The sequence below is a fragment of the Pseudidiomarina sp. genome (assembly GCF_048268165.1).
In the GTDB taxonomy this organism is placed as follows: Bacteria; Pseudomonadota; Gammaproteobacteria; order Enterobacterales; family Alteromonadaceae; genus Pseudidiomarina.
Map to the genome: position 1 here is coordinate 1 of NZ_JBLWWA010000008.1, position 23,259 is coordinate 23,259.

The following is a 23,259-nucleotide window of genomic DNA, read 5'->3' on the forward strand; positions in this document are numbered from 1 at the left end:
GGAGAAGACGGTGAATGATGCTGCAGTAGCGCAGATGCGGCGGCAGAATCCGGATAAGATCGAGCGGTGTTAAAGAATGTGGTTATATTCAATGCGGTGGCACGGCAATAGCAGATGAATTCACTGATTCAGGATCATTATATGAACAGCAAGCTATCGCCAACGTGCTCGCCACCGCTGACCAAGAAATCGACGCCCTGCAAAAGCGCCTCGGCCACCTCAAGCTTGAAAAGAAAGCCTTGATGCAACAACTGCTGACCGGCAAGCGTCGGGTTCAGGTGGATGATGCTGCTTAAAGTGTGACAGGTTACCCATGACTCAGCCCCGACCTTGATCGGGGCTGTTGGTAGAACAGGATGATGACAAGGATTGCGACGATATGAGCACCCAAAGCGAACTGGAGATGGAAAAGAAACTCGTTGAACAGCTGGAGCGCATGGGCTACGAGCGGCTTGAGAAGTGCAACGAGGCGGATCTGGTCCAGAACCTCAAAACGCAGTTGGAGTTGCACAACCGAATCCAGCTTACCAGTGACGAGTTCGAGCAGATCAAGGACAAGCTGAAAAAGGGTGATGTCTTCGATAAATCCAGGATGCTGCGGGGCCGGATTGATGTCATGGGGGCTGATGGTACGCCCAAGTACATCGAGCTGTTTTCCGTTAAGCACTGGTGTCAGAACCGTTTCCAGGTGGCACGGCAGGTCACCAACCGGTCTGCTGACAATCACAGCCGTTATGATGTGACGATCCTGATGAACGGTTTGCCTTTGGTGCAGATCGAGCTGAAAGCGCGGGGTAATGATCTCCGGTCTGCGTTCGATCAGATCGATCGCTACCGCAGCACATCCTATGAGAACAACAGTGGTTTGTTTGGCTTCATCCAACTGTTCATCATCAGCAATGGGGTCAACACGCGCTACTTCTCCAATAACCAGAAACTGAACTTCCAGTTCACCTTTGAGTGGTCAGATGAATCCAACCAGCGGATTAACCGCCTGGATCAGTTCGCAGAGTCCTTCATGGAGCGCTGCCACCTCTCCAAGATGATCGCTCGGTACATCGTCCTGCATGAGACTTCACGGAACCTGATGGTCCTCAGGCCCTATCAGTATTACGCCGTGGAGCGCATTCTGGAACGGGTTGGCTATGGGCGTGGGGATGGCTACATCTGGCATACCACGGGGTCCGGTAAAACGCTGACTTCATTCAAGGCAAGCCAGATTCTCAGCCATGATCCGAAGATCGACAAGGTGTTGTTTGTCGTTGACCGCCGGGATCTGGACTACCAGACCGCACTGGAATTCAACGCCTTCAGTGCGAACAGCGTGGATACCACGGAGAACACCAAGAAGCTGGTTGAGCAGTTGAATGACAGCGCCTGCAAACTCATCGTCACCACCATCCAGAAGCTGAATGCGGCCATTTCCAAGCCTCAATTCAAAGAACAGTGTAAGGATGTGGCCGGCAAGAAAGTGGTGTTCATTTTTGATGAGTGCCACCGTAGCCAGTTCGGTGATACCCATCACCGTATCTGTGACTTCTTCAGCCATCGACAGATGTTCGGCTTTACCGGCACCCCGATCTTTGATGCCAACACGGTGAAGACTAAGTACGGCAACAAGACGACCCGTGACCTCTTCGGTGAAGCGCTGCACCGTTATGTGATCACCGATGCGATCCGTGACCGCAATGTGCTGCGTTTTTCGGTGGAATACCGTGACCTGGTAAAGCCTAATGATCTTGTTGAGATGAACGATGGCAGCCGTGTACCAGCCAAAAAGCTCAGTGAGGAGCAACTCAATCATAAGTCATTCATCAATGCGCCTCAGCGTGTCGATAAGATCGTGAGCGACATCCTGGCACTGCACCCCTCTAAGACCTTTGAGCGCGAATATACTGCGATGATGTGCGTCGGCAGCGTGGACCTGCTGCGGGTGTACTATGAGTCGTTTAGGCGGCTTCAGGCGGATCTGGCCGAAGATGACAAGCTGAAGGTTGCCACGATCTTCAGCAGTGGGCCTGATGATGCTGAAGACTTTACAGGTCTGGAAGACACCGGTGTGCCCTCCGTGACAGGACGGAACGTGGATGCGGGTCGCATGGAGTTCCTGAAGGCCTGTGTGGGGGATTACAACAGCCTGTATTCAACGTCCTATGACGCCACGGATAACAAATCCTTTTACGAGTATTACCAAGACCTTTCCCGGCGGGTGAAGCGCAAAGAGGTGGATATCCTGCTGGTGGTTAATATGTTCCTGACCGGTTTTGACAGCCCGCCCTTGAACACGCTCTATGTCGATAAGCGATTGCGGCACCATGGCCTGATTCAGGCGTTCTCGCGCACCAACCGGATCTATGATGCCAAGAAGTCTCACGGCAATATCGTGTGCTACCGCAGGCTCAAAGACGCGACCGATGAAGCGCTTTCGATTTTTGCGAACCGTGATGCCAAAGCCGGTGGGGTGGATGAGGTGATCAGTACAGTGATCATGAGGCCTTATCCGGACCTGGTGGATTCGTTCAGGGAAGAGGTTGCGCAACTGAAGCAAATTGCTGCAACACCGGATGCGGTCGATGAGCTGTTCCAGGAAGAGGAGCAACTCAACTTCCTGGCTAAGTTTCGTGATGTGTTGCGGATGCAGAATACCCTCAAGACCTTCAGCGAATTCCACGACGACCTTGAACACAACACGCTGGACATCGACGAGCAGACCCTGCTGGACTACCAAAGCAAGTACCTCGATAAGCGTGAAGAACTGGAAGCAGCCCAGCGGGAGCGCAGGAGGAAGAAACCGATTATCACTGGGCCTGGTGAAGGATGTGATGCTGATGAGTCGGACGATGATCAGTTCAACTTCGATTTTGACTTTGAAATCGAGCTGATCAAGCGCGATGAGGTCAACGTGGGCTACATCATCAATCTGATTGAGAAGCTCAAGAAAGGCGAGAGCAATCAGAAAGCGTATGAGCTGACCCGTGACATGATTCTGAATGTCTTGCAGGCCGATCCCGAGCTGCGTCACAAGAAGCAGCTGTTCCAGGACTTCATTGACACCAAGCTGCCCGCATTGAAACCTTCGACTGAGGATCAGATGGAAGGGTTCGTGAAGCATCAGTTTAATGCCTTTGTGGTGGAAAAAAGGGCTGAGGCTATGGCCGATGCCTGCAAAGTCCTCAATGCCGATCTCGATGGCTTCAGGGCGCTCTATGAGGAGTACATCTACCGGGGCCGGCTACCGGATATCAAAGAGCTGTTGGGGGTTTTGTCTGTCAGACCTAAGATCACGGCACGAAAAGCGGTCGCTGAGGATATGCGCGAAATGATGGAGTCATTGGCTACGGTGTATGAGAGCTCAGAAACGTAGAGACAAACCGTTTTTCCACCTGCGCGGTAGCGCCTGACTACAGGGATATACGGCATGAAGCTCATGAGGGAAGCTGCGAATAAGCCCACCGCATGTAATAATGGTAGCTGCACACTATTGAGGACGCACAGATGGATCAGGTGTTGAGAGCGCGGAGCTAATCCGTTTGCACTGCCCGAAAAGGCGGTTGCATCCGGTTAAGATGGGTGAAAAGTGCGGAATTTCCGACTCAGAGGCAGTGACGACGACATTTAAGAGCCTTGGGTAGGACTTATTCGTAGCTTCCCCAGTATCGATTAGAAGAAAAAGGAACATTCTGAATGTCGGCAGTGAAAACACTCACAACCCGGTTAAACGAGTTGTTACATCGCAGTTCGCCCTACCAAGATGGTTCATCTTTGATCCCAAAAATCGACTACAACGAGCTCGAATCTCGATTGAAGTCAGCAGAAAAGGGCCGCGATCGAGGTCTAAAGGAACTTCCACCCAACGATTCGACCGCCAGTGATGAGATCGAATTGAAGATTCAAAGTACCTACCAAGAGCTGGTCGATAAAACAGCCAGCGATGTAAACGAAGCGTTGGCTTCCTACAACCAGCGCATTATGTCGTTTGACCTCACAACGATGACTGACAATATTCGTGACGCAGCGCGTGCAACTGTTTCCGAGTTCCACGCAGCCGTCACAAAAGGTCTAAACGACCTTAAAAATGCGCGTGAAACCGTAAAAGAGAAACTGGACGATTTACGGTACTTCAAGGAGGAAAATCGACTCAGAAGATCCGCTTCGTACCCAACTGATACCGGCATATGGATCCGCAGAGCGATATTGTTATCCCTGTTTCTTGCGGAATCGTTGGGAAATGCTGTCTTTCTAGCGAAGGGTAATGAAGGCGGTATGGTGGGTGCATACGGTGAAGCGTTTGCTATTTCATTTCTGAACGTTGGCAGTGCGTTCTTGATAGGCACCTACGTTTCCCGGCATATCTTTGGTCGCAGCGCTTTCTTGAAACTGATTGGATATCTCTCCGTACTCGGCGGTATTGGAGCCGCTGTTTGCTTGAATTTAACCGTTGCGCATTACAGAGAGCTTTCTGGGGCGGGCTGGTTTGATGAAGCAGGTATGGAAGCCGTTCGCCGAATGATAGAAAACCCAGTGGGTCTGTCAGATTTTCAGGGTTGGCTCTTGTTCGGTGTGGGCTGGCTGTTCTGGATCATTGCGATCGTGGATGCGCATACAATGGACGATAACTTTCCAGGCTATGGAAAAGTTGACCGTGCCCTCAAAAATGCTCGTGATGACTACGCGGATTTCAAAACGGAAGTCATTGATGAGCTCAGTGAGCTCCGTCAGGACGGAGAAGATGAAATTAAATCTGCTCGTGCTCAGCTCGGAGAAGTGTTCTCACAAGTAGGCGCGCTGTTCAACATGAGGAGGGCGCTTCTGAATGAGTATGGGCTGTTCTCTGAACAAGCAATGAGGCTGTTTAATCAGTCTCTTGAAACCTATCGGAACATGAATCGAGAGGCTCGAGAAACGGCTCCAAGCTCTTTTAATAAGGTGCTGACCCTAGGTATCCCCCGGTACGGCGAAGATGTGGTTTCAGTCAATTTAGAAACCCTTTCCACCCAGGTCGAATCGGGCAAGAAGGAGCTTGATGAGGCTCTAAGTCAATTTTACGCTGAGTATAAAACTGCTTTGGATCAGTTCAAACGCTTGGATGATATCGAAGCCGAAGTAGCAGATAGCTCTAAAACTAAGGAAGCCGCGTAATGGCACGTCGTGGTCGCAGCCGCCGCAGAGGCGGCAAAGGTAATTCGGCACTAGGAAAAGTGTTTGCTAGGCTGACAATCACCGCTGTTTTAGGTGTGGTTGGATTTTTGTTTTATTTGAATATGACCTCGGAAGTGGTCAAGTTAGATGAAACGACGATGTGTCCAATTGGCAAGCCGCCAACGCATGTTTATGCGGTACTGATCGATAGCACTGAAGCTTTACCTGAAAAGTCCGCACGGCAGGCAATCATTAAATTTCGAAATATTTTGAACGCTGCGCCGATGAACAGCAAAATTACATTGTATGCCGTTCGAAGTGGTAATGAATCACACGCTATGCCAATTGCTTCTGTCTGCAAGCCAGACAACGGAGAAGCCGCCAGTCAACTTACTGCCAACCCCGCATTGATCAAGAAGCACTATGATCAGTTCATCGGCTCGCTCAATGCGCATCTTGAATCGCTAGTCGAACAACCCGGATCCAACACGTCTCCAATTATTGAGTCACTTCAGAGTGCGGTTATTGAGTCGTTCGAGGGTAATCCGAACGCTGATTCCAAAACTATTATCGTAATCTCAGACATGATCCAGAATTCAGATCTTTACTCCTTTTATCGGCTCAAACCCGATTTTCAGAGCTACCAACGTAGTTCAAAAAGCTCAGGGCAGGGGATTCTCAGTCTGAAGGGTATTCGGGTTGAACTACTCCTCGTCCCTCGAACACCTCCCACCGGAACTCGACAGGATCTGGTTCGGTTTTGGTCTGAATTTCTGAGCGAGTATGGAGCATTATCTGGATCATCGCTGGAGCCATTATCATGAGTCGAAATGATTTTCAGGCTTCTCAAGTCAAGCGCAGCGATTTAGCCCCTTGGGCGTTTGTGGTGTTCGCCATGGTGGGTGGTGGAGCCGTGTTTATCTCAAAGTATTATCAATGGCCTATCTGGGTGGTGGTCTCAGTTCCAGTGGGCGTTTTGCTGTCATATGTCGGTGCTGCACTCCTGTTACCCAGGCTCGAACTTCGAAGGGACCAGATTGGCGATAATACTTACTACCTCGGATTCCTATTCACGCTGATTAGCCTTACGGTTACCCTGATTCAATACAGTGACAACGCCGAAGATGACTTCATCGTGTCCAATTTTGGTGTCGCACTTGCTGCAACGGTGGTCGGGATCTTCCTTCGAAGTCTACTGTCTCAAATGCGCAAAGACGTTGTCGGTGTTGAGAAAGAGATGCACGCCACACTGCGAGACGCTTCGATGCGGCTACGCAGTCAAATGGCGGTTGCCAGCGAGAACTTTGGTTCTCTTCATCGTCAGATGGCGCAGGTGACAGAGGAGTCGGCCGTTTCCATCGCGCAAGCACACGATGCCCTCGCTAAGGGGTTGAATGATGTCGTAGCGGAACGAGTTAGAGCACTGGATGAGGTTGTAAAAGCGAGTTCCGCATCGGTCAATAAACGAACCGAGCACATCTGCGAAGAGCTGGAGCGAACGACGCAAGAATTGGTGAATACAGTCAAGGCTGAACAGAGTGCGCTGGTTAATGCGGCGTCTGCTGCCAAACGATCCATTTCTAAGTTTGAGAATATAACGGTGGATACTAGCGCATTATCGGGCATTGAAGACGCTATCGTGCAGTTCAGCGGATCCGTTAATCAGAAGCTCAATGAAGTGGCCAAGGCATCATCAAGTGATGTCGAATATTTGGCTAAGGCGAGCCGCAGTGTCGCCCAGACTGCCGAAACAATCGAGGAATCACTTGCTGATCGGCTCGAGCTGGCAGCCCAGCAGACAAGTGCAATGGAAGCTTTGGCTAAAAGGCTGGAAGCTTTAGAAGGTGGACTGATCCGACGGACTGAAGACATACAGATGCTCGAGGCTCAAGCTCAAACGATCGAACGTCTTACAGATCGACTTCAGCACATAGAGAATAAGCTCGACGGTAGGGTAGAGGCTGTAACCCCAGTTATTGCAGAGGGTTCAACGGAGGGTTCGTCCGATATCGCTTTCGGTATGACCGCTATTCGGGATGACAATCGTTAATGGCCGTTCAGGACTCAGATCTTAATGGTGTAATCAATACACAGTCCGAACAGTACCGGCGTGGGCAGATTCTCGGATTCACCATGGCCGAGATTATGCTCGTGCTGTTGTTTCTGTTATTGCTTTTGCTTGGATCGAAAATTAAAGCTCTGAGTGAAGAGCTCAAAGCGGCATTTGCGCCTGATACGACTGAACACCAAGCTGCGAGTAGGCTCAACGAAGAGATTCAGGATCTAAAGGACAAGGGTATCGTTGACGAGTCAAAAGACATTCTATGGCTAACAGAGCGTCTTTTGCTCTCTGCCGATGCGATTCTGTCAAGCGGTAGTAAGAATCAGAATGATCAAATCGATCATTTACTTGAAGAGAATAGAAAGCTCGAACTCCGGAATGTTGCTCTGGAAGAGAAGGTTTCCGGCCTTGAAAAAACGATTGAATACCTGACAGATGCGTCTAAACCCACTGAAATTCCAGGGTTTGATCCAAGTGACATAGGCGAGTTATTCAGCACAGTCAGAAGCAGTGGTCTGAAGCCGGGAGAGGCGAAACAGTGTCTAGCTGACTGTGGCGGTGGTCCGAAAGCGTGCTGGGGGGATAGCATCAGGAACCCGGACTATATCTACAATGTTGGTCTTTACGACAACCAACTATACGTGACGCCTAACCCAGATAATGTGGCAAGAAATCAGAACGACTGGGACTCATTACCGAATGAGCTTCGGATTACCGAGCCGGTGATGCTGACTCGAGCTCAGTTCCAGTCGAGATTCTCGAAATTGTTAGCGCACGGTCGTAGGAACGATTGTGTCTATCATGTGCGTTTGATCGATGTTCAGACCTCTAGTAAAGAAATCTATAAGTCACAACGGCAACTGGTAGAGAACAGTGTATATATTTCACACCGATCTAATTGGAGCTCTGAGTACGGTGCTCTGCCCAAAGTGCCGAATCGTTAGAGTGTACGATAATTTTTGGCGATTACGGTAAATGAAAGCGACCGCTGGCCTGGTGGTGAACCTCCAGTCGGCAGGGCATGATGCCCAAAATGTCTTTTTTGGGTTCCCAGAATGAGCCGCGAGACCAAAACCGTTAAACTGGACCAGCTCCAGGCCCTCATTGAGGCAGGTGCCATCCTGGATGCTTTTATCATCGAGGACCAGGATGGCCGCTTTCACGTGCTCTGCCGCTCAGTCAAAGGCGTTGACCACCGGATCGAGACCAAGCGGGGTGAGCTCAGGTCTTTCAAGACCCTCGACACCGCCGCTCGGCTGCTGCGCGACCTGGGGATCTCCAAAATGCGGCTGCATATGTGTGAATTCGCGCCTGGCAATATCCCGTTACTGCGCTGACGCAAGCGTAGGCCATATGGCACTGGGTGAACCGGTGGCAGAGGTATTCTCTTTGTCAGGTATTCGGTCGCCTAAAAGCGCACTTTGTCAGGTATTTGGGCGCCTATGATGGGCTTTTTTGTCTCTATTGCGCCCGAAAGCCTGACAAAACGCCTGATGATGGGCGCGCTCACCCCTGCTTTTGCCACAGATCGAACCTCAAAAGATACGTTATGGTCGTGAGAGGCGGTCTTATGACCAAAAGCCGCCCATAAACCTGACATTGAAGATGTAGACTCGGTCTCACTACCAGTAGTCAGGCTTGATTGCCGGTTTCTTTTTGGTCGGCACGCGATCAGGGAGCTGATGAGCCTCTAACTCTGCCGCCGTGACCCTGCGCCCCTCATCCAGTGCGCATGATTCTGCAAAGAGCCGGGTGCTACGCGCTGAATACCTTCTCGGTGAGGCAGGATTACGCCCAGCCTCAAGTCAGGAAAGTCTTCTCGAAGTGCTTGAAGTGCAGGCCCCATATCGGTGTCGGCCGATACCAAAACGGTCTGTTGAATACGCTGATTTTGGGGCTGAGAGGCTTGTTTGACGGCCGTACGATACATGCTCAGGGCAATATTCACGTCCGTTTCTTTTTCTTCGAGCTTCCAGATGGCCACCTGGTCTTGCCGAGATGGTGGAGTGTTTGGGCAGACATATCGGGGGGCTTTGGCTGGATCTAACTGATGCCGGCCGGTGATAACCTCGACACCCTGAGCCTTCAGCACGCGGATGTAGGTATCCTGCGCTTGCTTAGACAATAGCCCGCGAGTTGCCAGCTTTGGCTGTACCGGAGCTGTGAAATAATGAAACGTCGCCGGTACGCACGCGGGGTTCTCAACTTGAGCAATGTGCGATAGCAGGGCAGGCAGGTCTAGCCACTTGTACTGCGTGTTGGCCAGTAGCCCGTAAAAGAGGTTATATCCGTCAATAAAAAACGCGGTGCGCACAGTACATCAGTCCCTGGATACGAAAAAACCGGCTCGGAGGCCGGTTTTTTCACCCTAACAGCCAGCGAACTGAATCGCTGCGTACAGGGTTAAGTAGTACTTGTTATATTGGCTTCTACACGTCCTTGTGTCAATCGTGATACACAGACAGTTTTCGGTATCTACCCGCAGACCCTGCTGCGGGTTTGCGTCAACCGGCGCTCTTCCGCTGGTGACAGTTTCAGCTTGTAGGTTTTCATGACGCGGGTGAACCGCAGCACGTACTGGCATTGGTTTGCGGGCGGTAGCCACTGATCGGGGCCTTTTGCGCCTTTCTGCCGGTTCAGGCTGGCCTCAACACTGAGGAGGTTTGCTGGGTCATTCGCAAAGCGTTCACGCTGCGTGGGCGACCAGCGGTTAGCACCTCGATCCCAGGCCCACTTAAGGGGTACCACATGATCGATATCGATCATGCTGGGGTCATGGATGACGGCGCCGGTGAAGGGTGAAATCCAGCGACCTGCTACAACCCGGCACTCACGTCCTGTCTTGAAACGCACCTGTCCGGTTGATTGGGCGATGAGTGCTTCATGCCTTGAGTTCTGGCAGTCGCCATCCATGTCGGCCCATCCTCTGCCGAACTGTTCGCGGCTGTAGCCACTACTGCTCGTCGGTGGGTTGCTGGATGAGGCTGAGCTGCTGCTGTACCCCTTTGGTAAACGGCCACCGGCTCTAAGGCAGGCATCCAGGGAGCTGAACGGTTTGAAGCGTTTTGTTCGTTCATAATAGGAGCTGCTTTGGTCGTGACAGATGCCGGACGAGGATTGTTTGACGGTAGCAGCGTGGCTTGTAGTGGCAAAAGCGGCTGTAACAGCCAGTAGTGCAAAGCGTTTGAGCATGAATCTTCCTTGATGTTGATCTTAAAATCCGGCTGCTTTCCGAGCTTCCTTCCGGGCTTGAGCTGCGGCTTGGGCATCCTTGCTTGGGGCTTTGCGTGTCTGCAGTTCTTCGATACGCGGGAGCCACTGACTGTACAGCGGTTCTTCGTGTTTCAGGAGCTGGATCAGCTTGATGTTGGCGAGTTCCCAAAAGGCGGGGTGCATATTAGCACTGCCAAGTTCCCAGCCGTTCCACCCGGTAAAGGACGCATGTACCAGTTCCGCGCACAGCGTTTTCCCTGCCCGGTCACTGCGCAATTTGAAATGCTGCTGTACTTGCCGGCGCAAGTTGACGATCTCGGTGTGTTCTGGGGTTCTTGGGTCGTCTTTGGCGATAGGCATGGTCATTTTGTCCTTTAGCTTAGCTTGGTGGCATATTGTACGTATTGATGCTGTTATCTTCACATGAGACAGCGAGGGAGCAACAACATGGAGGTTGAGATGAACACTGAGCGGAAACATGAACTGCCCAAAACCTATCTTTCTATGGATCAGCGGGATGATCTGGTCAATTGGTTTGAGCTGCACAGGGAGCATCAGCAGGTCATTCAGAACATTCATAGTCAGAGAGGTAGCGGCAGTGAAGCCAGTGTGGAGTTGGACTGCATCTGGCATGAGAAATCACTGATCGCAGACTGTCGTTGGCTGATGTAATACCTCATTGGGTCAACGATCACGGGGAATGCCTATACCTATGCTTGTAACTCGTACCTATGATAAATCCACCAGTTATAGGTCTAAGCCGACAAAGCCTATGCTACATGACAAACTGAACAAGCTGTTTTTGGTCCGCCACCTAAGTTCTGATAGTAGCTACAAAAACCATCAGCTTTGATGATCCCTTGTCTATAAACAGAACATAAATCCATTTTAAACATAAGCTTACGACTGTTTGTCGGAAGGTCTGGCTTCCGAAAGCGGGAGCAAAGAGGCAGGCTCACAGTTCAATTTGGCCGCAATTTGGTATAGCTTATCTACCGTGATATTCACCTTACCTCGCTCGATGCGCCCCATATAGCTTCGATCTACCCCGCATTCCAAAGCCAACCTTTCCTGAGGGATGCCTTGCTCCTTTCGCTTATCTCGAATGTTGGCCCCAAGCTGCTTAGCTAGATTTTTCATCACTGCTCCTCATTAAGAGCAGTAATGTTTCTTTTTGCGGCTTATATTACCACGGACTATAATCCTCATTTTTGGAAAAGTGGTTTGAGAATGAAAGCGTCTTCAGTGACCCTTGACCGGGTTCTTCATCGCGTTCTCACGGAAGAGGATGTTGGTTGCTTCACTATCATGGAACTGCGCGATTTGTACCTCAGGCATGTTGACCCCAATGAGATTACGCTGCCTCAGATTCGAATGTACCTTTACGACCATATCCGCCGGATGGTCGATCTCGGGTGGGTTGCATATCACTCGGAGCGAAAAACACGAGGGCAGCGGTTTTTGATGAATGATATGCCGGCCCATGTGAAGCTGAAGTTGGTTGCGCCGAAGAAGGGAATGGTCGAGCGCCAGACCACTGAAAAGGTACTCAAGAATATCACAGAGAACCCAAGGAATGACTCTGGCCCTGTGGTGTCATGTCGAGGGAGTGCGGCAGGTAGGTCACCAGCAGTGGCCTTACAAGAAATGCTGAAAGAAGTGCGTTTGGATTTTCTGACTACGCTGGGAGCAACCGAGCGCTACAGGTTGCTGATCGATGAAGTACCAGACTTGAAAAGTACTTTGGAACCTGAGCTGGCATCAGCTAGAGACAATAGCTCCAGGTTGTTGGGGCACATGAACGCAATTGAAGCCACGCTTCAAAAGATTGGAGCAAGGTGATGACTCTCAGGCGCTGGCAGTCCGAGTGTATAAACAAAGCACTTGAGCATTTTTCTATTGAACAGCATTTTTTTTGTCAGGCAACGCCGGGGGCGGGCAAAACCCGAATGGCGGCAGAATTGGCACTGAAACTGTTTGATCAAGGAAGGATAGATGTTGTTATCTGCTTCGCGCCTTCTTGTCAGGTTGTCGAGGGGTTTCAGCGGGCCTTCGAAGGTACACTGCAACGGCCTTTTGATGGCCAGATAGGTGCTGCGGGCGTTGCTTTGACCTATCAGTCCATTGAGCACAAAGATGAGTCATTCTGGCGATTGTTCAGGACGTTGAGAGTTTTCGCGATATTTGATGAGATCCATCATTGCTCTGGTGGTGATGGAACCCAGGGAGCCAATATCTGGGGGCAAAAGATTATTCAGCAGCTACAGGATGCAGCAGCCCTAACACTTGCAATGTCAGGTACCCCTTGGCGCTCAGACGAACACTCAATCGCTCTTGCTAGATATTCAACGCCAGAGGGGCGGTTGATTGTTGATTATCAGTATTCGTTGGCAGAAGCCGTTGAAGAGGACGTGTGCAGAGCCCCGCACATCACGCTGGTCGACAATACAGAGATTACTATTGAAAAACAGGGTAACACTCACCAGAGTTACACTGGATTTGCTCCCTTACTAAAACAGTCAGAAGCTACTTTTGAAAATCTGGTGACTCATGAGGAGCTCAATCTACAGTTGCTTGAGTTATCCAGACAAAGGCTTGATATTGTTCGTAGAACAGTTACTGATGCTGCATGCCTTGTGGTAGCGACCAACATTGATCATGCCCATCAAATCTCTGCACTTCTTCTGCGAATGAATGAAAGCTCGGTTGTAGTGACGACCCACCGGACGGATGCTAATGACCTGATTAACGAATTCCGTTACGGAACCGCCAAATGGATTGTTGCTGTTGGGATGATAGCTGAAGGCACAGACATTCCCAGGCTGCAGGTATGCTGTTATCTGAGCCGCATTCGCACAGAAATGTACTTCCGTCAGGTTCTGGGGAGAGTCCTGAGGCGGCGCAGTGGTTCTGACGCTGAAGCTTGGATGTTTATGCTGGCTGAGCCAGAACTGATGGGGTGTGCCGAACGGCTTATGGATGATCTGCCGGAACACTTGGCTGTCTGCCAGCATCTACACTTAGTTTCTGAGCATGGTGACTTTACTCTGAGTAACAATGTTGAATTACATGCATCCGAAGCCCACGCTTCCGTAGCTGACGCGGCATTACCACCAAAAAATCCCGCGATTTCATTCCGCCAAGACAGTGAAGATTTGCTTGGAACCCTAGTGATATCAGGCGTTTTTAGAGAGCAGTTATTGGCTTTTTTCTGAGATAGCTGTGAGCTTTGACTTCACGGCCCCGTCTGGCCATATGTCTTTCTTGGTGTCTGCTTTGCGCACAGAGCGGACGTTGCGTGAATCGATTTCAGTCGTCATTTTCGACCCAAAACAGCAGGTTAAGCGGATACTACAGTTCAGCAAGCCTGCGCCGGGGTTCGACTGGTTTTGTCCTTGTCTAGACTAGTAGTGTTATGCAAGCGATAGGGGGGTGCTACCATTTCGTCACTCTATCCAAGAAATCCTTTCTTCTCTTAGGTAATCGCCATGGACGACGTAGTAGTAACACATGCGGATGTGTACCAGAGCTGGAAAAAACACCTCTTCAATTTTAGTCTCGACGACCCCGAGACGAGCGCACCAGGGCTGCGAAAGCCGCAGCTGGCTGCGCTCTATGCCACCTTGGGGCACCTAGTGGTTGACCCCTCCTCGACCGCCACGGTAGTAATGCCGACCGGTACAGGGAAGACCGATACCATGCTCGCGCTGATCATCGCTGCGAAGATGGCTAGAACCTTGATCCTAGTTCCCTCGGACGCACTCAGGACCCAGTTGGTAGGCAAGTCCGCGGATATGAAGACGCTTCGCACAGTAGGGGCGGTATCGGACACGGCGCACAACCCCATCGTTGCAGCCATTGATTCGAAGCTGACGGAGGCGCAGGTTGCTGAATTGGCTAATGCCAACATCATTGTGGCCACCCCTCAGGCCCTGCTGCTATTTGAGGACGCCGCTTTGAAGGCGCTGGTGAACATGTGCAGCCACCTGATGGTCGATGAAGCTCACCATGTCGTCGCAGCCAGTTGGAACCACATCAAAATTGCCTTCAGGGGCAAACCTTGTATTCAGTTCACAGCGACGCCATTCCGGGAGGATGGTCTGGCTCTGACCGGCAAGATCATCTACAACTACCCGCTCCGCGATGCGCAACTTGATGGTTATTTTAAAGGCATCGAGTTCCATCCAGTACGAGAATACAACCTTAAGCAGTCAGACCAAGCTATCGCAGACAAGGCTGTTGAGCTACTCAGGGCTGACCTCAAGGCCGGGTACAATCATTTGATGTTGGTGCGGGCCAAGTCGCACAAGCGGGCTAAAGACCTGTTTGAAATCTACAAGCAACACACCGACCTGACGCCAGTCCTGATTCACAGCAAGGTGCCGAACCGAGCTAGGGTGATGGCAGAGATTGTCAAGAAGAAGCACCGGATCATCGTCTGCGTCGACATGCTAGGCGAGGGCTTCGACCTGCCTGAGCTCAAAATCGCCGCCATTCATGATCAACACCAAAGTCCTGCGGTGACGCTCCAATTCATTGGCCGGCTGACGAGAGTTGATGCCGCCCTTGGTGATGCCAAGTTCGTGGCGAACATCGCTAATCAAAAGACCGACCATCAGATGGCAGACCTCTATAAGGAGAGTGCTGACTGGGGTGCAGTCATTCGCAACGTGAGCGAGCAAAAGGTCGCCCGAGAAATTGTGAGGGCGGACTTTAACGAGCAGTTCGCCAATGGGGACGATGCTCAGGTGATTTTTGGGCTGAACCCAAACCCCAAAATCAGTGCCCTAGCGTATCACGTCTCCCTCAAAGACTGGACACCACGTCGAGCACAGAGTCTGGATTGGCGCAGAGAAACACTGCGGTACATCTCGATCAATGATCAGGCCGATACAGTCATTGCCGTGACCCGGCGAGAGACGCTGGTTGGGTGGGCTCAGACCGAAGAAATTGTCGATACCAACTGGAATCTATACATCGCTTTCTATAACAAGGCACAGAAAACCCTGTTCATTCACACCTCAGGTGACGACACCCAGGCAGCTCGTTTTCTCAAACTGGTGGCCAAAGACTCTCGTCGCATTAATGGTGAGCCCACCTTCCGTACACTCCAAGGCATCAAGCTTATGAAGCTGCAAAATGTTGGCTTGTCCCGCGCCCGTAAAGACCTGAGGTTCACGATGCACGTGGGGCGCGATATCAACCAAGTGATCAGCGACATCGAAAAAGGCAACGCGACAAAATCCAACATCTTCGCTACCGGTTTTGAGAGTGGAGAACGAACCACAGTGGGCTGCTCGCACAAAGGCAAGATCTGGGAGATGAACTCCTCTCCGATCAACTATTGGGTCGAGTGGTGCAAGCGCATGTCGCTCAAACTCAACGACAACACCATCGACCCTGGTGACGTACTCAAAAATGTCATGCGTGTTGACAAAATCGAGGACCAATGGCCAGAAGGCCTGTTTTTCGCCGACTGGCCTGAATCGATTGCGATCGAAAACGAGCAAAAGATTTTGCTGTATTTTCAGGGAGAGACGTTCAACCTTCTTGATGTCGAGCTTGGTAAGCCTGAGTACAGTAACGCGCAGACGCTAGAGATTCCCGTCTTGGTCGCGGGCAACGATGGCGAGGAGCGCCGCCTCACTAACATCGCCATCAAGTTGTTGGAGGACGGATACATGACCTCCTGTCCTGATGTGAAGATCCTTTATCCATACGAAATGCCACTGGACTCCTACTTGGATGGAGAGCCGCTTGTATTGCTCAAGGTCGACGGTTCCATGGTGCAGGGAAACTACCGTCATTACTCGCTCAACAGCGTGGATGTCAAATTACCGGCCGGCTTACTCGAACCATGGAGTTGGGGGGCGACGAAAATCCATCAAGAGTCCATGCGTGCGGAGCGACGTGCGGACTCTGTACAAGGCTTCACCTTCGCCAAGATTGCTGATGAATACTCGATTGTCTTCGACGATGACGGCAAAGGCGAAATCGCTGACCTGGTGGCGATCCGGGAAAGCAAGGACGCGATCTACGTAGACCTCTACCACTGCAAATTTTGCCCAATGAAGGATGGCGTAGCCACGCCCGGGGCGCGCGTCGCCGACGTCTATGAGGTATGTGGTCAGGCGTCCAGATCGGTGAAATGGCTGTACACCGGCGACAAATTCTTCAATAGGATGATGGATCGCTACCAGCAATCACTGCTCAAGGACTTCGACAGAATCCTGAAAGGCACGCCTCAACAGCTGGAGGTTCTGCGCAACAAATGCCACGACCACGAGCTGATCTTCAAATTTATTATCGTACAACCTGCAATATCAGCGCAGAAAGTATCGAAGGAGCAGCTTGCAGTCTTGGGAACGAGCTACTCATACATTAAGAGCATTTCAGGATCGGACATCAAGGTCATTGTTAGCCCGTAATCTACTGATATCATGCTGTGATGCGCACCTCCGATACCAACTTCGCTTTTACCGCCACCGAATTTTGGCGGTCTGAATCGTCCAGAATGTCCTGGGTACTCGAAAACCACTTTTTGGCGATAGCCGCCGTACATGACGGCAGCTATTTTCCGTAACCCCACAAGGGCCAACCCCAGCATCACTGACAGGTTGGCCTGGCTAGCGCACATTTCGGACATTCGCAGGAAGCAGCCGGCCCCTCCGTGCACCACAGGACCTGTGGATAAGCTGCTTTAAGTTTCTGTGTTTACAAACAGTGTATTGAGGGCCACATGCCGTGGGTGCTTGTTTTGTGACATAGCCGTGCTCCTTTGCGACTGGTAACAGGCTGAAAAATTGTTCATTATCAGAGGACTATGGACTGGCCGTTGCAGGGTACTGCACACGGCAAAGCTGCAAAATGCGCATGCTCGTTTTCACCGGGAGAGAATGGCAGTGATATCTTGGTTTATCCCTTATCTTCAAGTGCTTACAAAAACTTTTCCAGTCTTCGACTGAGAGCAAATATACGCATCCGCAGTATCATAATGTTAGCATTCCGAGAGAGATACGAGTGACTCTATGAGAAAGGAAATCCCAGCTCCAATAATTGCTGTTCTATCTGAGAATATGTCGAACCTAGAAACCCACGCTAGCTTGGACAACCTATTCTCATATGCCGAAGCTCCCGGCGAACCGCCCGAAGGTTCAAAACCCGTTAAAGTCCAATCATGGCTTCGGAGAGTCAATAAAGAATCAGATTTTCCCTTGGTCGTTCTGGGGCGAATTATTGAATGCTACATGGAGTTACCTGACGTAGAAGAAGATGCTTCCTCTTGGTTTGGTGCCCCAAACATAGACGTAAAGAAGGAGTTCAAAGCCAAGCTAGAAGCTATCCTCTCTAGATGCAATCTTACGTATATTACAGGTGGCATCATTTCCGATGGCAGTGCCGCTCCAAGTCGATCTCTAGCTGAGCTAATTAAAGGTCGAGATATTCCATCTATTGATGCAGAGTTTAATCGTGCACTTGCGAATGTGAATTCGGAGCCGAGAGAAGCTGTATCCGCTGCATGTAATATTCTGGAGTCTATTTTTAAGACTTATATTGCTGACGAAGATCTGGATATGCCCCAGAAGCAGGATCTGCAAAATGTGTGGAAGGTGGTGCGTGCAGACTTGGGGTTTGATCCAGCCGCTTTGGAAGATGACGATCTTAAAAAAATTCTATCCGGCGTGCTTTCTGTAGTTGATGGAATTGGCGCTTTCAGAACTCATGCAAGCTCTGCTCACGGGCAGGGTCGAAAGATATACAACCTAAAGCCACGGCATGCACGGTTGGCGATCCATTCCGCTCACACTATTGCGCTATTCGTATTGGAAACTTGGGATGAGAGAAAAGCTAGAGCGTAACGCTAACAAGCGCAGGAACCGCGACTGTTTTTCCGTTTCGGCTTCGCCTTTATTACAAAGCCGCGCGTGCTGCGGACGCTATATTAATACAAGGTAGTGCAGAGTGAATCTGATAGAATTAAGTAACTTCAAAAAATTTGATGAGATCAATGTAGACCTTAACGAAAATGGACTATCCTTGATATCTGGGGTTAACAACTCGGGAAAAACCAGCCTCTTACATGCTCTTGCCGTATGGGAATATGCAAAGATCCTTTTGATTAATTATCGGGGGCGGCAGTCGTTACTTGAAGAATATGATGTAGAGAAGAAAGGGCTTGGTATTGCTCCTGAATCATTTTCACCGATTAGCATTCCTTCCTTGAGATATCTTTGGAAAGACCAAAGGACAAGTGGTTCCTATCAGCTCAAAATAAAAGTAGGGTGGAAGGGGGCAGAAAATAGAAATCTCTTTCTAGAGCTTGCGTATACTCTTAATGGAAATAATTTCGCAATAAAAAAATCTGATTCTAATCTTTCTGAATCAGATAAAATACCTACTATTGCTTACCTTCCACCTTTTGGTGGAATAAATGAAAATGAAAGCTGGTTGTCTGTAGCAGATCGAAGAAAGCTAATAGGAAAAGGGCAGGCTGGCTCTGTAATTAGAAACTTACTGTTGGACTTACATGACGCTCATGAGTCGACAATTGAAGTTAAAAAGAATGAGCTTTTTCCAAATAAGAAAAGACTAACACAATCAGACCAACAAATACTTAAAGGTATAAGCACTGAATGGAGACAGCTAAAAGAAATACTTTCTGAAGTATTTCATTTGAATCTTTATGTGCATGATTTTGACAGCCAGTTTCATAATTTCGTAAGTGTCGATGTCATGGATTTGATTAAAAATCCCGACACCCAAGAGAAAGAAAGAAATAATTCTAGTAAAAGAGACCTGATGGTCGAGGGAAGTGGTTTTCTACAATGGTTGAGTGTCTTTGCTTTAGCCTTAGATAAAAACAACGATGTTCTTCTACTTGATGAGCCTGACGCCCATTTGCATTCATCTTTACAGTCACTCCTGATGGAGAAGCTGGAAAAAATATGCGAAGAAAACAACAAGCAAATTCTGATGGTTAGTCATAGTTCTGATTTAATAAAGCTAATTGACTACCAAAAAGTCTTGCATGTTGAAGCTTCAAAAGCAGAATACTTAAAAAACAATGAAGAAAAAGTGTTGGTTCTGGAAGGGCTCGGCAGCAAATATTTCCCTCTTCTTGATTCCATGATAGAACACAAAAAGGTATTACTTGTTGAAAATGCAAGTGATGCCCGTATTCTAAAGTCACTTTGTATAAAGCTAGGAAAGGTTTGGCCAGAAAATATTGTTGAGTGGGTGACGAACAAGAAGCATAAAGAACGTAAGACTTTAATTGTTGAGCTCAATCAAAAAATAACTCAAGAAACAGGCAGCCACATAACTGCATATAGCCTTAGAGATTTGGATGATGATAGCTACAATACAACAAATTCAAGTTTACATGACAATGGTAAAGATGTTCAGAGAGATGATTCAGGCCAGCATGTGATAATGATGTACAGAACTTTTAGGCGACGAGAAATAGAGAATTACTTGATAATTCCTGAAGCAATCAGTCGTTATATTTCTAATAATTGCCGAAATCCAGATATAATTAAGGATGTTGATGCAGTTAGGAACTATCTTGCAAATGAACATGGGCTGGTAGTCCCTGAAACATATAAACTTTCTGAAAGAGCAAGTAATACTGAGGCACTATTTATCAAGGATGTGAAACCTGTTCTTGATGGGATAAATTCACACTTTAAAGTTAGGTTTGATAAAGAAGAATACATAAATTCCATTAATAGTGATGAAATTAGTGAAGATCTGATTACCATCATAGATGAAATAATAGACATGTGCGCAATTAGTTAATATAAAAAATGGTTCCAAGTGACGCCTATGACGTACCTGAACCAAGCGTTAATGTCTGCTTTGGCCATCTCCTGTAATCCTGGGTACGGGCCGGTGCAGCGCAAATAGCAGAAGTTAGTGCAGATCAGGGCGGGCTTTGCCTATCGACCTTCAGCAGTCATTCGGTTGTTCCTAGCATCAGGAATTTGAATAATGCTGAATTAAGACTATTATGGATACTTAATTAAGATCTAACCAAGATACTTCTTTATACATTGAATTTTCAAAGGTTCTTCATGGAAGATAAAATAAATATTACTTACCACATCCCTTTTACGGGAAAGCTAATATTAAATGATCAAGTTGTATATAGGTTGAACGATTATATAATCGAGTTCGAAGAACGTAGCGGCTACCTTTATTCTTTGAAAATAACATTTGAAGAAATAAACCCAAAAACAAAGGAGGATCATCAGCCAGCCCAAGAAGGGTATTCATTATATGAGTCGCGAAGAAAACATCTAGAAATTTTAACTGCAAATCTGTCATCAGCCGTATCAATGACTGTGCTTGATAATTCCTACTTTGACTTTGAAAAACGTGTAATAGATTATGGCACTATAAAGGCGTCCCTTGGTGGGGGTTTTAATGGTGAGAGAAAAGAAAAGTCAATAAGTATTCCTCAGTTAGATTCAACCGTAGTTTTTGCGATGCTTGAAAAAGAAATAGATCCTTCTTATACTTTTTACGTTCGCGGTTTTTCTGACATGGTAAGTCGAAGATACATAGAAGCGTTTTATAATTTGTTTTTCTTTTTAGAGTATTTATATGGGAATGGAAAATCTGGAAAAAATAAAACGGTTCAGTCATTTTTAAAGAACAGTGAAGTTGTGGCGGCTATTGATCATGTTAAGAAAGACGAAGATAGCTTGATGTTTTCGAAGCCATTTGGTGAGTTTGTTAAAAATTCTACGCCTTCTGAAATAATAGGAGCTATTTATGATGTGAGAGGCACTCTACATCATCCCAATGTTAAGAGGAGAGAAAATTGGAAACCAATGAGACAGCTTGATTATCAAGATCAATGTACATTGCTTGGTCTTATCTGCGGTTTCGTTGCATCTAGAAAATTTATTGGAAAACAATTTGAAGAAAACTTTAGCGAATTAAAAAATAAAATTCAAAAACGAAGAAGAAAAAATAGTAAACTACCTATTATATTTTGATTGTTTGTAGATAAAAATATTCGAACTGTGAGGCTGAATAGCGTTTGTGGATATCCTGTTCGTGCCGATAGAAGCGCCTTGTAAGGCAAACCTAAGGTCGGCTAAGGGGCATCTTCTTACATCCCGGTTACAGGGACGGTGCAGTCCTGCCACTGTCAAGATAATTGTCGCGCCTTTCAGCGCCGACTTCTTTAGCCTCTCACAAATGCGGTTGACGAAATGCCTTCCTGGCGGGCAGTTTCTTCGAAGCCCTGGTTGTAGAGCGGTAACAGTTACCGACTACAACGGCCTGACGTTGCGTATCAGGAGTGCTGAGGCATACATATATCCAAACACCCCTGAATATTTGAGAGTGTAACAAAGAGAGCGACATCAATCCTGACAGGTGGGATGGCTCTCTTTGATCAACAATGATCGAGAATTTGTGATGCTAACGTAAGTTGGCAAGCTTGCAGCCTGCTCTTGACACGCCTTCGGTATTGATGTAATTTTTTTGAAAATGGTGTCTGAAGACACCAATAAAGCAGCTGGCTACAAACAGCAATATCTATTTCATACTAGGCAACCTTAATCTTAGAAAGTGCTGAGTATGATTCGATGAACAAATTCTCTACATTCCCCATAATTTCATGTTCAGTTCTGTGAACTATGCTTGCCATTGGCAGGCGGCATGAGTCTTTGCGTTCCTGCTACAGTTGTCTGTTGCGCAGACTCCACAGTAGAGGCTCTGCTTTCCCAGTAGAGGCTGCACACTGTCTAAAGGATTGAACGCTGACAGAGTCTTTCCAGATGTCTAAAAGGACGGCTTCTACCCAGATCGTGTTCCCAAAAATTGTCTGTTTCAGACATATGTTGTGCTCTCTGCTTGCTAGGGCTTTGAGCTAAAGTGGCTTTGTAACGTTTTCTGATGAAATCACAGTATTTCTGATGGAACGTAACAATATTCATAACAAAAAATACGCATGATGTCGGATATTGGTCTTAAATTGCTGTTATTATTGGGTTTTCTGTTTGATTAGAAAATTCAGCAACCTAATACTCGGCTTTGCCGTTCTGAGAGCTGATCCACGCGACTGCAGCAATACCTGTTCAAAGGCCCCGCAACGCGGGGCTTTTGTGTCTGTTGCAGGGCACTTTTTTCATATCGGGCAGGTGTGCAGGGGCAGAGTTTGCGGTATGCTCGAAATGAACCGGGCTTGCCCCCGAACTTTCATTCCAGTAACAGGTGAACATCCCGTCAATGGTGGCCAGCGCCTATACAACATCAGCCAAGGTTCTCATCTGCGGAGCGGATGGCCAGATTGGTCATGCTCTGGCGGAGCTGTTGTTGCAACAGCAGGGGCTTGAGTGTATCGCCCTGGGACGACGCAAACTTGATGTGACCGACCCTGAGCAGATCCGACAGCAACTTGAACGACACCTGCCTGACTACGTGATCAACTGTGCCGGCTTCAACCGGGTTGATGATGCCGAACGGCAGCCTGATCAGGCCTTGGCCGTGAACAGTGCCGGCGCGGCCAACCTTGCTGCCGCCTGTGCGCTGCTCAGTATCCCGCTGCTGCACCTGTCCTCGGACTATGTCTTCGATGGCCACTATGCCAGTGGCTACAGTGAGGATGACGCTGCCTCCCCGCTGGGCGTATTTGGGCGCAGCAAGTGGGAAGGTGAAGAATCCGTGCGCAGCCTGCACTCTCAACATCTTATCCTGCGTGTGAGCTGGGTGTTCAGTGCCCGTGGTGACAATTATCTTTTGCGTACACTGGAGCAGGCGCGGCATGAAGCCATGATTGAGGCGGTTGATGACCGGCGTGGCTGCCCTACCTCGGCTGAAGATGTGGCGCG

18 protein-coding genes are annotated in these 23,259 nt (G+C 48.8%); 14 read left to right on the top strand and 4 right to left on the bottom strand.

What is annotated here, in order from left to right; genetic code table 11:
- The first annotated feature begins 164 nt into the window (after positions 1–164).
- The 7 genes from ACN0UY_RS11430 to ACN0UY_RS11460 all read left to right on the top strand — a co-directional run bounded on the left by ACN0UY_RS11430 (position 165) and on the right by ACN0UY_RS11460 (position 8,538).
- Positions 165–296, top strand: coding sequence for a hypothetical protein (locus tag ACN0UY_RS11430; protein ID WP_417667210.1), 132 nt, complete (start codon positions 165–167; stop codon positions 294–296).
- Between the two features lie 83 nt (positions 297–379).
- Entirely contained in the window at positions 380–3,364 is a 2,985-nt protein-coding gene (locus ACN0UY_RS11435; protein WP_417667212.1) for a type I restriction endonuclease subunit R, read from the top strand.
- A 320-nt stretch (positions 3,365–3,684) separates the two neighbouring features.
- Positions 3,685–5,139, top strand: a complete 1,455-nt coding sequence (locus tag ACN0UY_RS11440) for a hypothetical protein (RefSeq protein ID WP_417667214.1) — start codon at positions 3,685–3,687, stop codon at positions 5,137–5,139.
- Positions 5,139–5,963 (top strand): hypothetical protein, encoded by an 825-nt coding sequence (locus tag ACN0UY_RS11445; protein ID WP_417667216.1) that lies wholly within the window; start codon positions 5,139–5,141, stop codon positions 5,961–5,963. Before ACN0UY_RS11440 ends, ACN0UY_RS11445 begins: the two co-directional genes overlap by 1 nt.
- On the top strand, positions 5,960–7,189 hold the full coding sequence (locus ACN0UY_RS11450; RefSeq protein ID WP_417667218.1) for a hypothetical protein: 1,230 nt from the start codon (positions 5,960–5,962) through the stop codon (positions 7,187–7,189). The genes ACN0UY_RS11445 and ACN0UY_RS11450 overlap by 4 nt, the downstream gene beginning before the upstream one ends.
- Positions 7,190–7,272: 83 nt before the next feature.
- Entirely contained in the window at positions 7,273–8,145 is an 873-nt protein-coding gene (locus tag ACN0UY_RS11455) for a hypothetical protein (protein ID WP_417667220.1), read from the top strand.
- A 111-nt stretch (positions 8,146–8,256) separates the two neighbouring features.
- Positions 8,257–8,538, top strand: coding sequence for a hypothetical protein (locus tag ACN0UY_RS11460; RefSeq protein ID WP_206837810.1), 282 nt, complete (start codon positions 8,257–8,259; stop codon positions 8,536–8,538).
- A gap of 353 nt (positions 8,539–8,891) precedes the next feature.
- Here the strand turns inward: ACN0UY_RS11460 and ACN0UY_RS11465 are convergent, their stop codons facing one another.
- The 4 genes from ACN0UY_RS11465 to ACN0UY_RS11480 form a co-directional block, all read right to left on the bottom strand.
- Positions 8,892–9,515, bottom strand: coding sequence for an NYN domain-containing protein (locus ACN0UY_RS11465; protein ID WP_417667222.1), 624 nt, complete (start codon positions 9,513–9,515; stop codon positions 8,892–8,894).
- Between the two features lie 161 nt (positions 9,516–9,676).
- Complete coding sequence (locus ACN0UY_RS11470) at positions 9,677–10,393, bottom strand: HNH endonuclease family protein (protein ID WP_417667224.1); 717 nt, start codon at positions 10,391–10,393, stop codon at positions 9,677–9,679.
- 21 nt (positions 10,394–10,414) lie between these two features.
- Positions 10,415–11,047, bottom strand: a complete 633-nt coding sequence (locus ACN0UY_RS11475; protein WP_417667226.1) for a hypothetical protein — start codon at positions 11,045–11,047, stop codon at positions 10,415–10,417.
- A gap of 267 nt (positions 11,048–11,314) precedes the next feature.
- A complete protein-coding gene (locus ACN0UY_RS11480) occupies positions 11,315–11,554 on the bottom strand; it encodes a helix-turn-helix domain-containing protein (protein ID WP_417667228.1) in 240 nt (79 codons plus the stop codon).
- Positions 11,555–11,578: 24 nt separating this feature from the next.
- Between ACN0UY_RS11480 and ACN0UY_RS11485 the strand changes: the two genes are divergently transcribed.
- The 7 genes from ACN0UY_RS11485 to ACN0UY_RS11515 form a co-directional block, all read left to right on the top strand.
- Entirely contained in the window at positions 11,579–12,256 is a 678-nt protein-coding gene (locus ACN0UY_RS11485) for a hypothetical protein (protein WP_417667230.1), read from the top strand.
- Complete coding sequence (locus ACN0UY_RS11490) at positions 12,256–13,629, top strand: DEAD/DEAH box helicase (protein WP_417667232.1); 1,374 nt, start codon at positions 12,256–12,258, stop codon at positions 13,627–13,629. The genes ACN0UY_RS11485 and ACN0UY_RS11490 overlap by 1 nt, the downstream gene beginning before the upstream one ends.
- 273 nt (positions 13,630–13,902) lie before the next feature.
- The gene (locus ACN0UY_RS11495; protein WP_417667234.1) at positions 13,903–16,842 is read left to right on the top strand and encodes a DEAD/DEAH box helicase; all 2,940 of its coding nucleotides are present in this window, start codon (positions 13,903–13,905) and stop codon (positions 16,840–16,842) included.
- A gap of 600 nt (positions 16,843–17,442) precedes the next feature.
- Positions 17,443–18,273 carry an abortive infection family protein gene (locus ACN0UY_RS11500; RefSeq protein ID WP_417667236.1) on the top strand — a complete coding sequence of 277 codons (831 nt, stop codon included), beginning with the start codon at positions 17,443–17,445 and terminating at the stop codon, positions 18,271–18,273.
- A 103-nt stretch (positions 18,274–18,376) separates the two neighbouring features.
- On the top strand, positions 18,377–20,212 hold the full coding sequence (locus ACN0UY_RS11505; protein WP_417667238.1) for an AAA family ATPase: 1,836 nt from the start codon (positions 18,377–18,379) through the stop codon (positions 20,210–20,212).
- Positions 20,213–20,487: 275 nt separating this feature from the next.
- On the top strand, positions 20,488–21,417 hold the full coding sequence (locus tag ACN0UY_RS11510) for a hypothetical protein (RefSeq protein ID WP_417667240.1): 930 nt from the start codon (positions 20,488–20,490) through the stop codon (positions 21,415–21,417).
- Between the two features lie 1,240 nt (positions 21,418–22,657).
- Positions 22,658–23,259, top strand: a 602-nt coding sequence (locus tag ACN0UY_RS11515) for an SDR family oxidoreductase (protein ID WP_417667242.1), incomplete at its 3' end; no start/stop codon positions are given.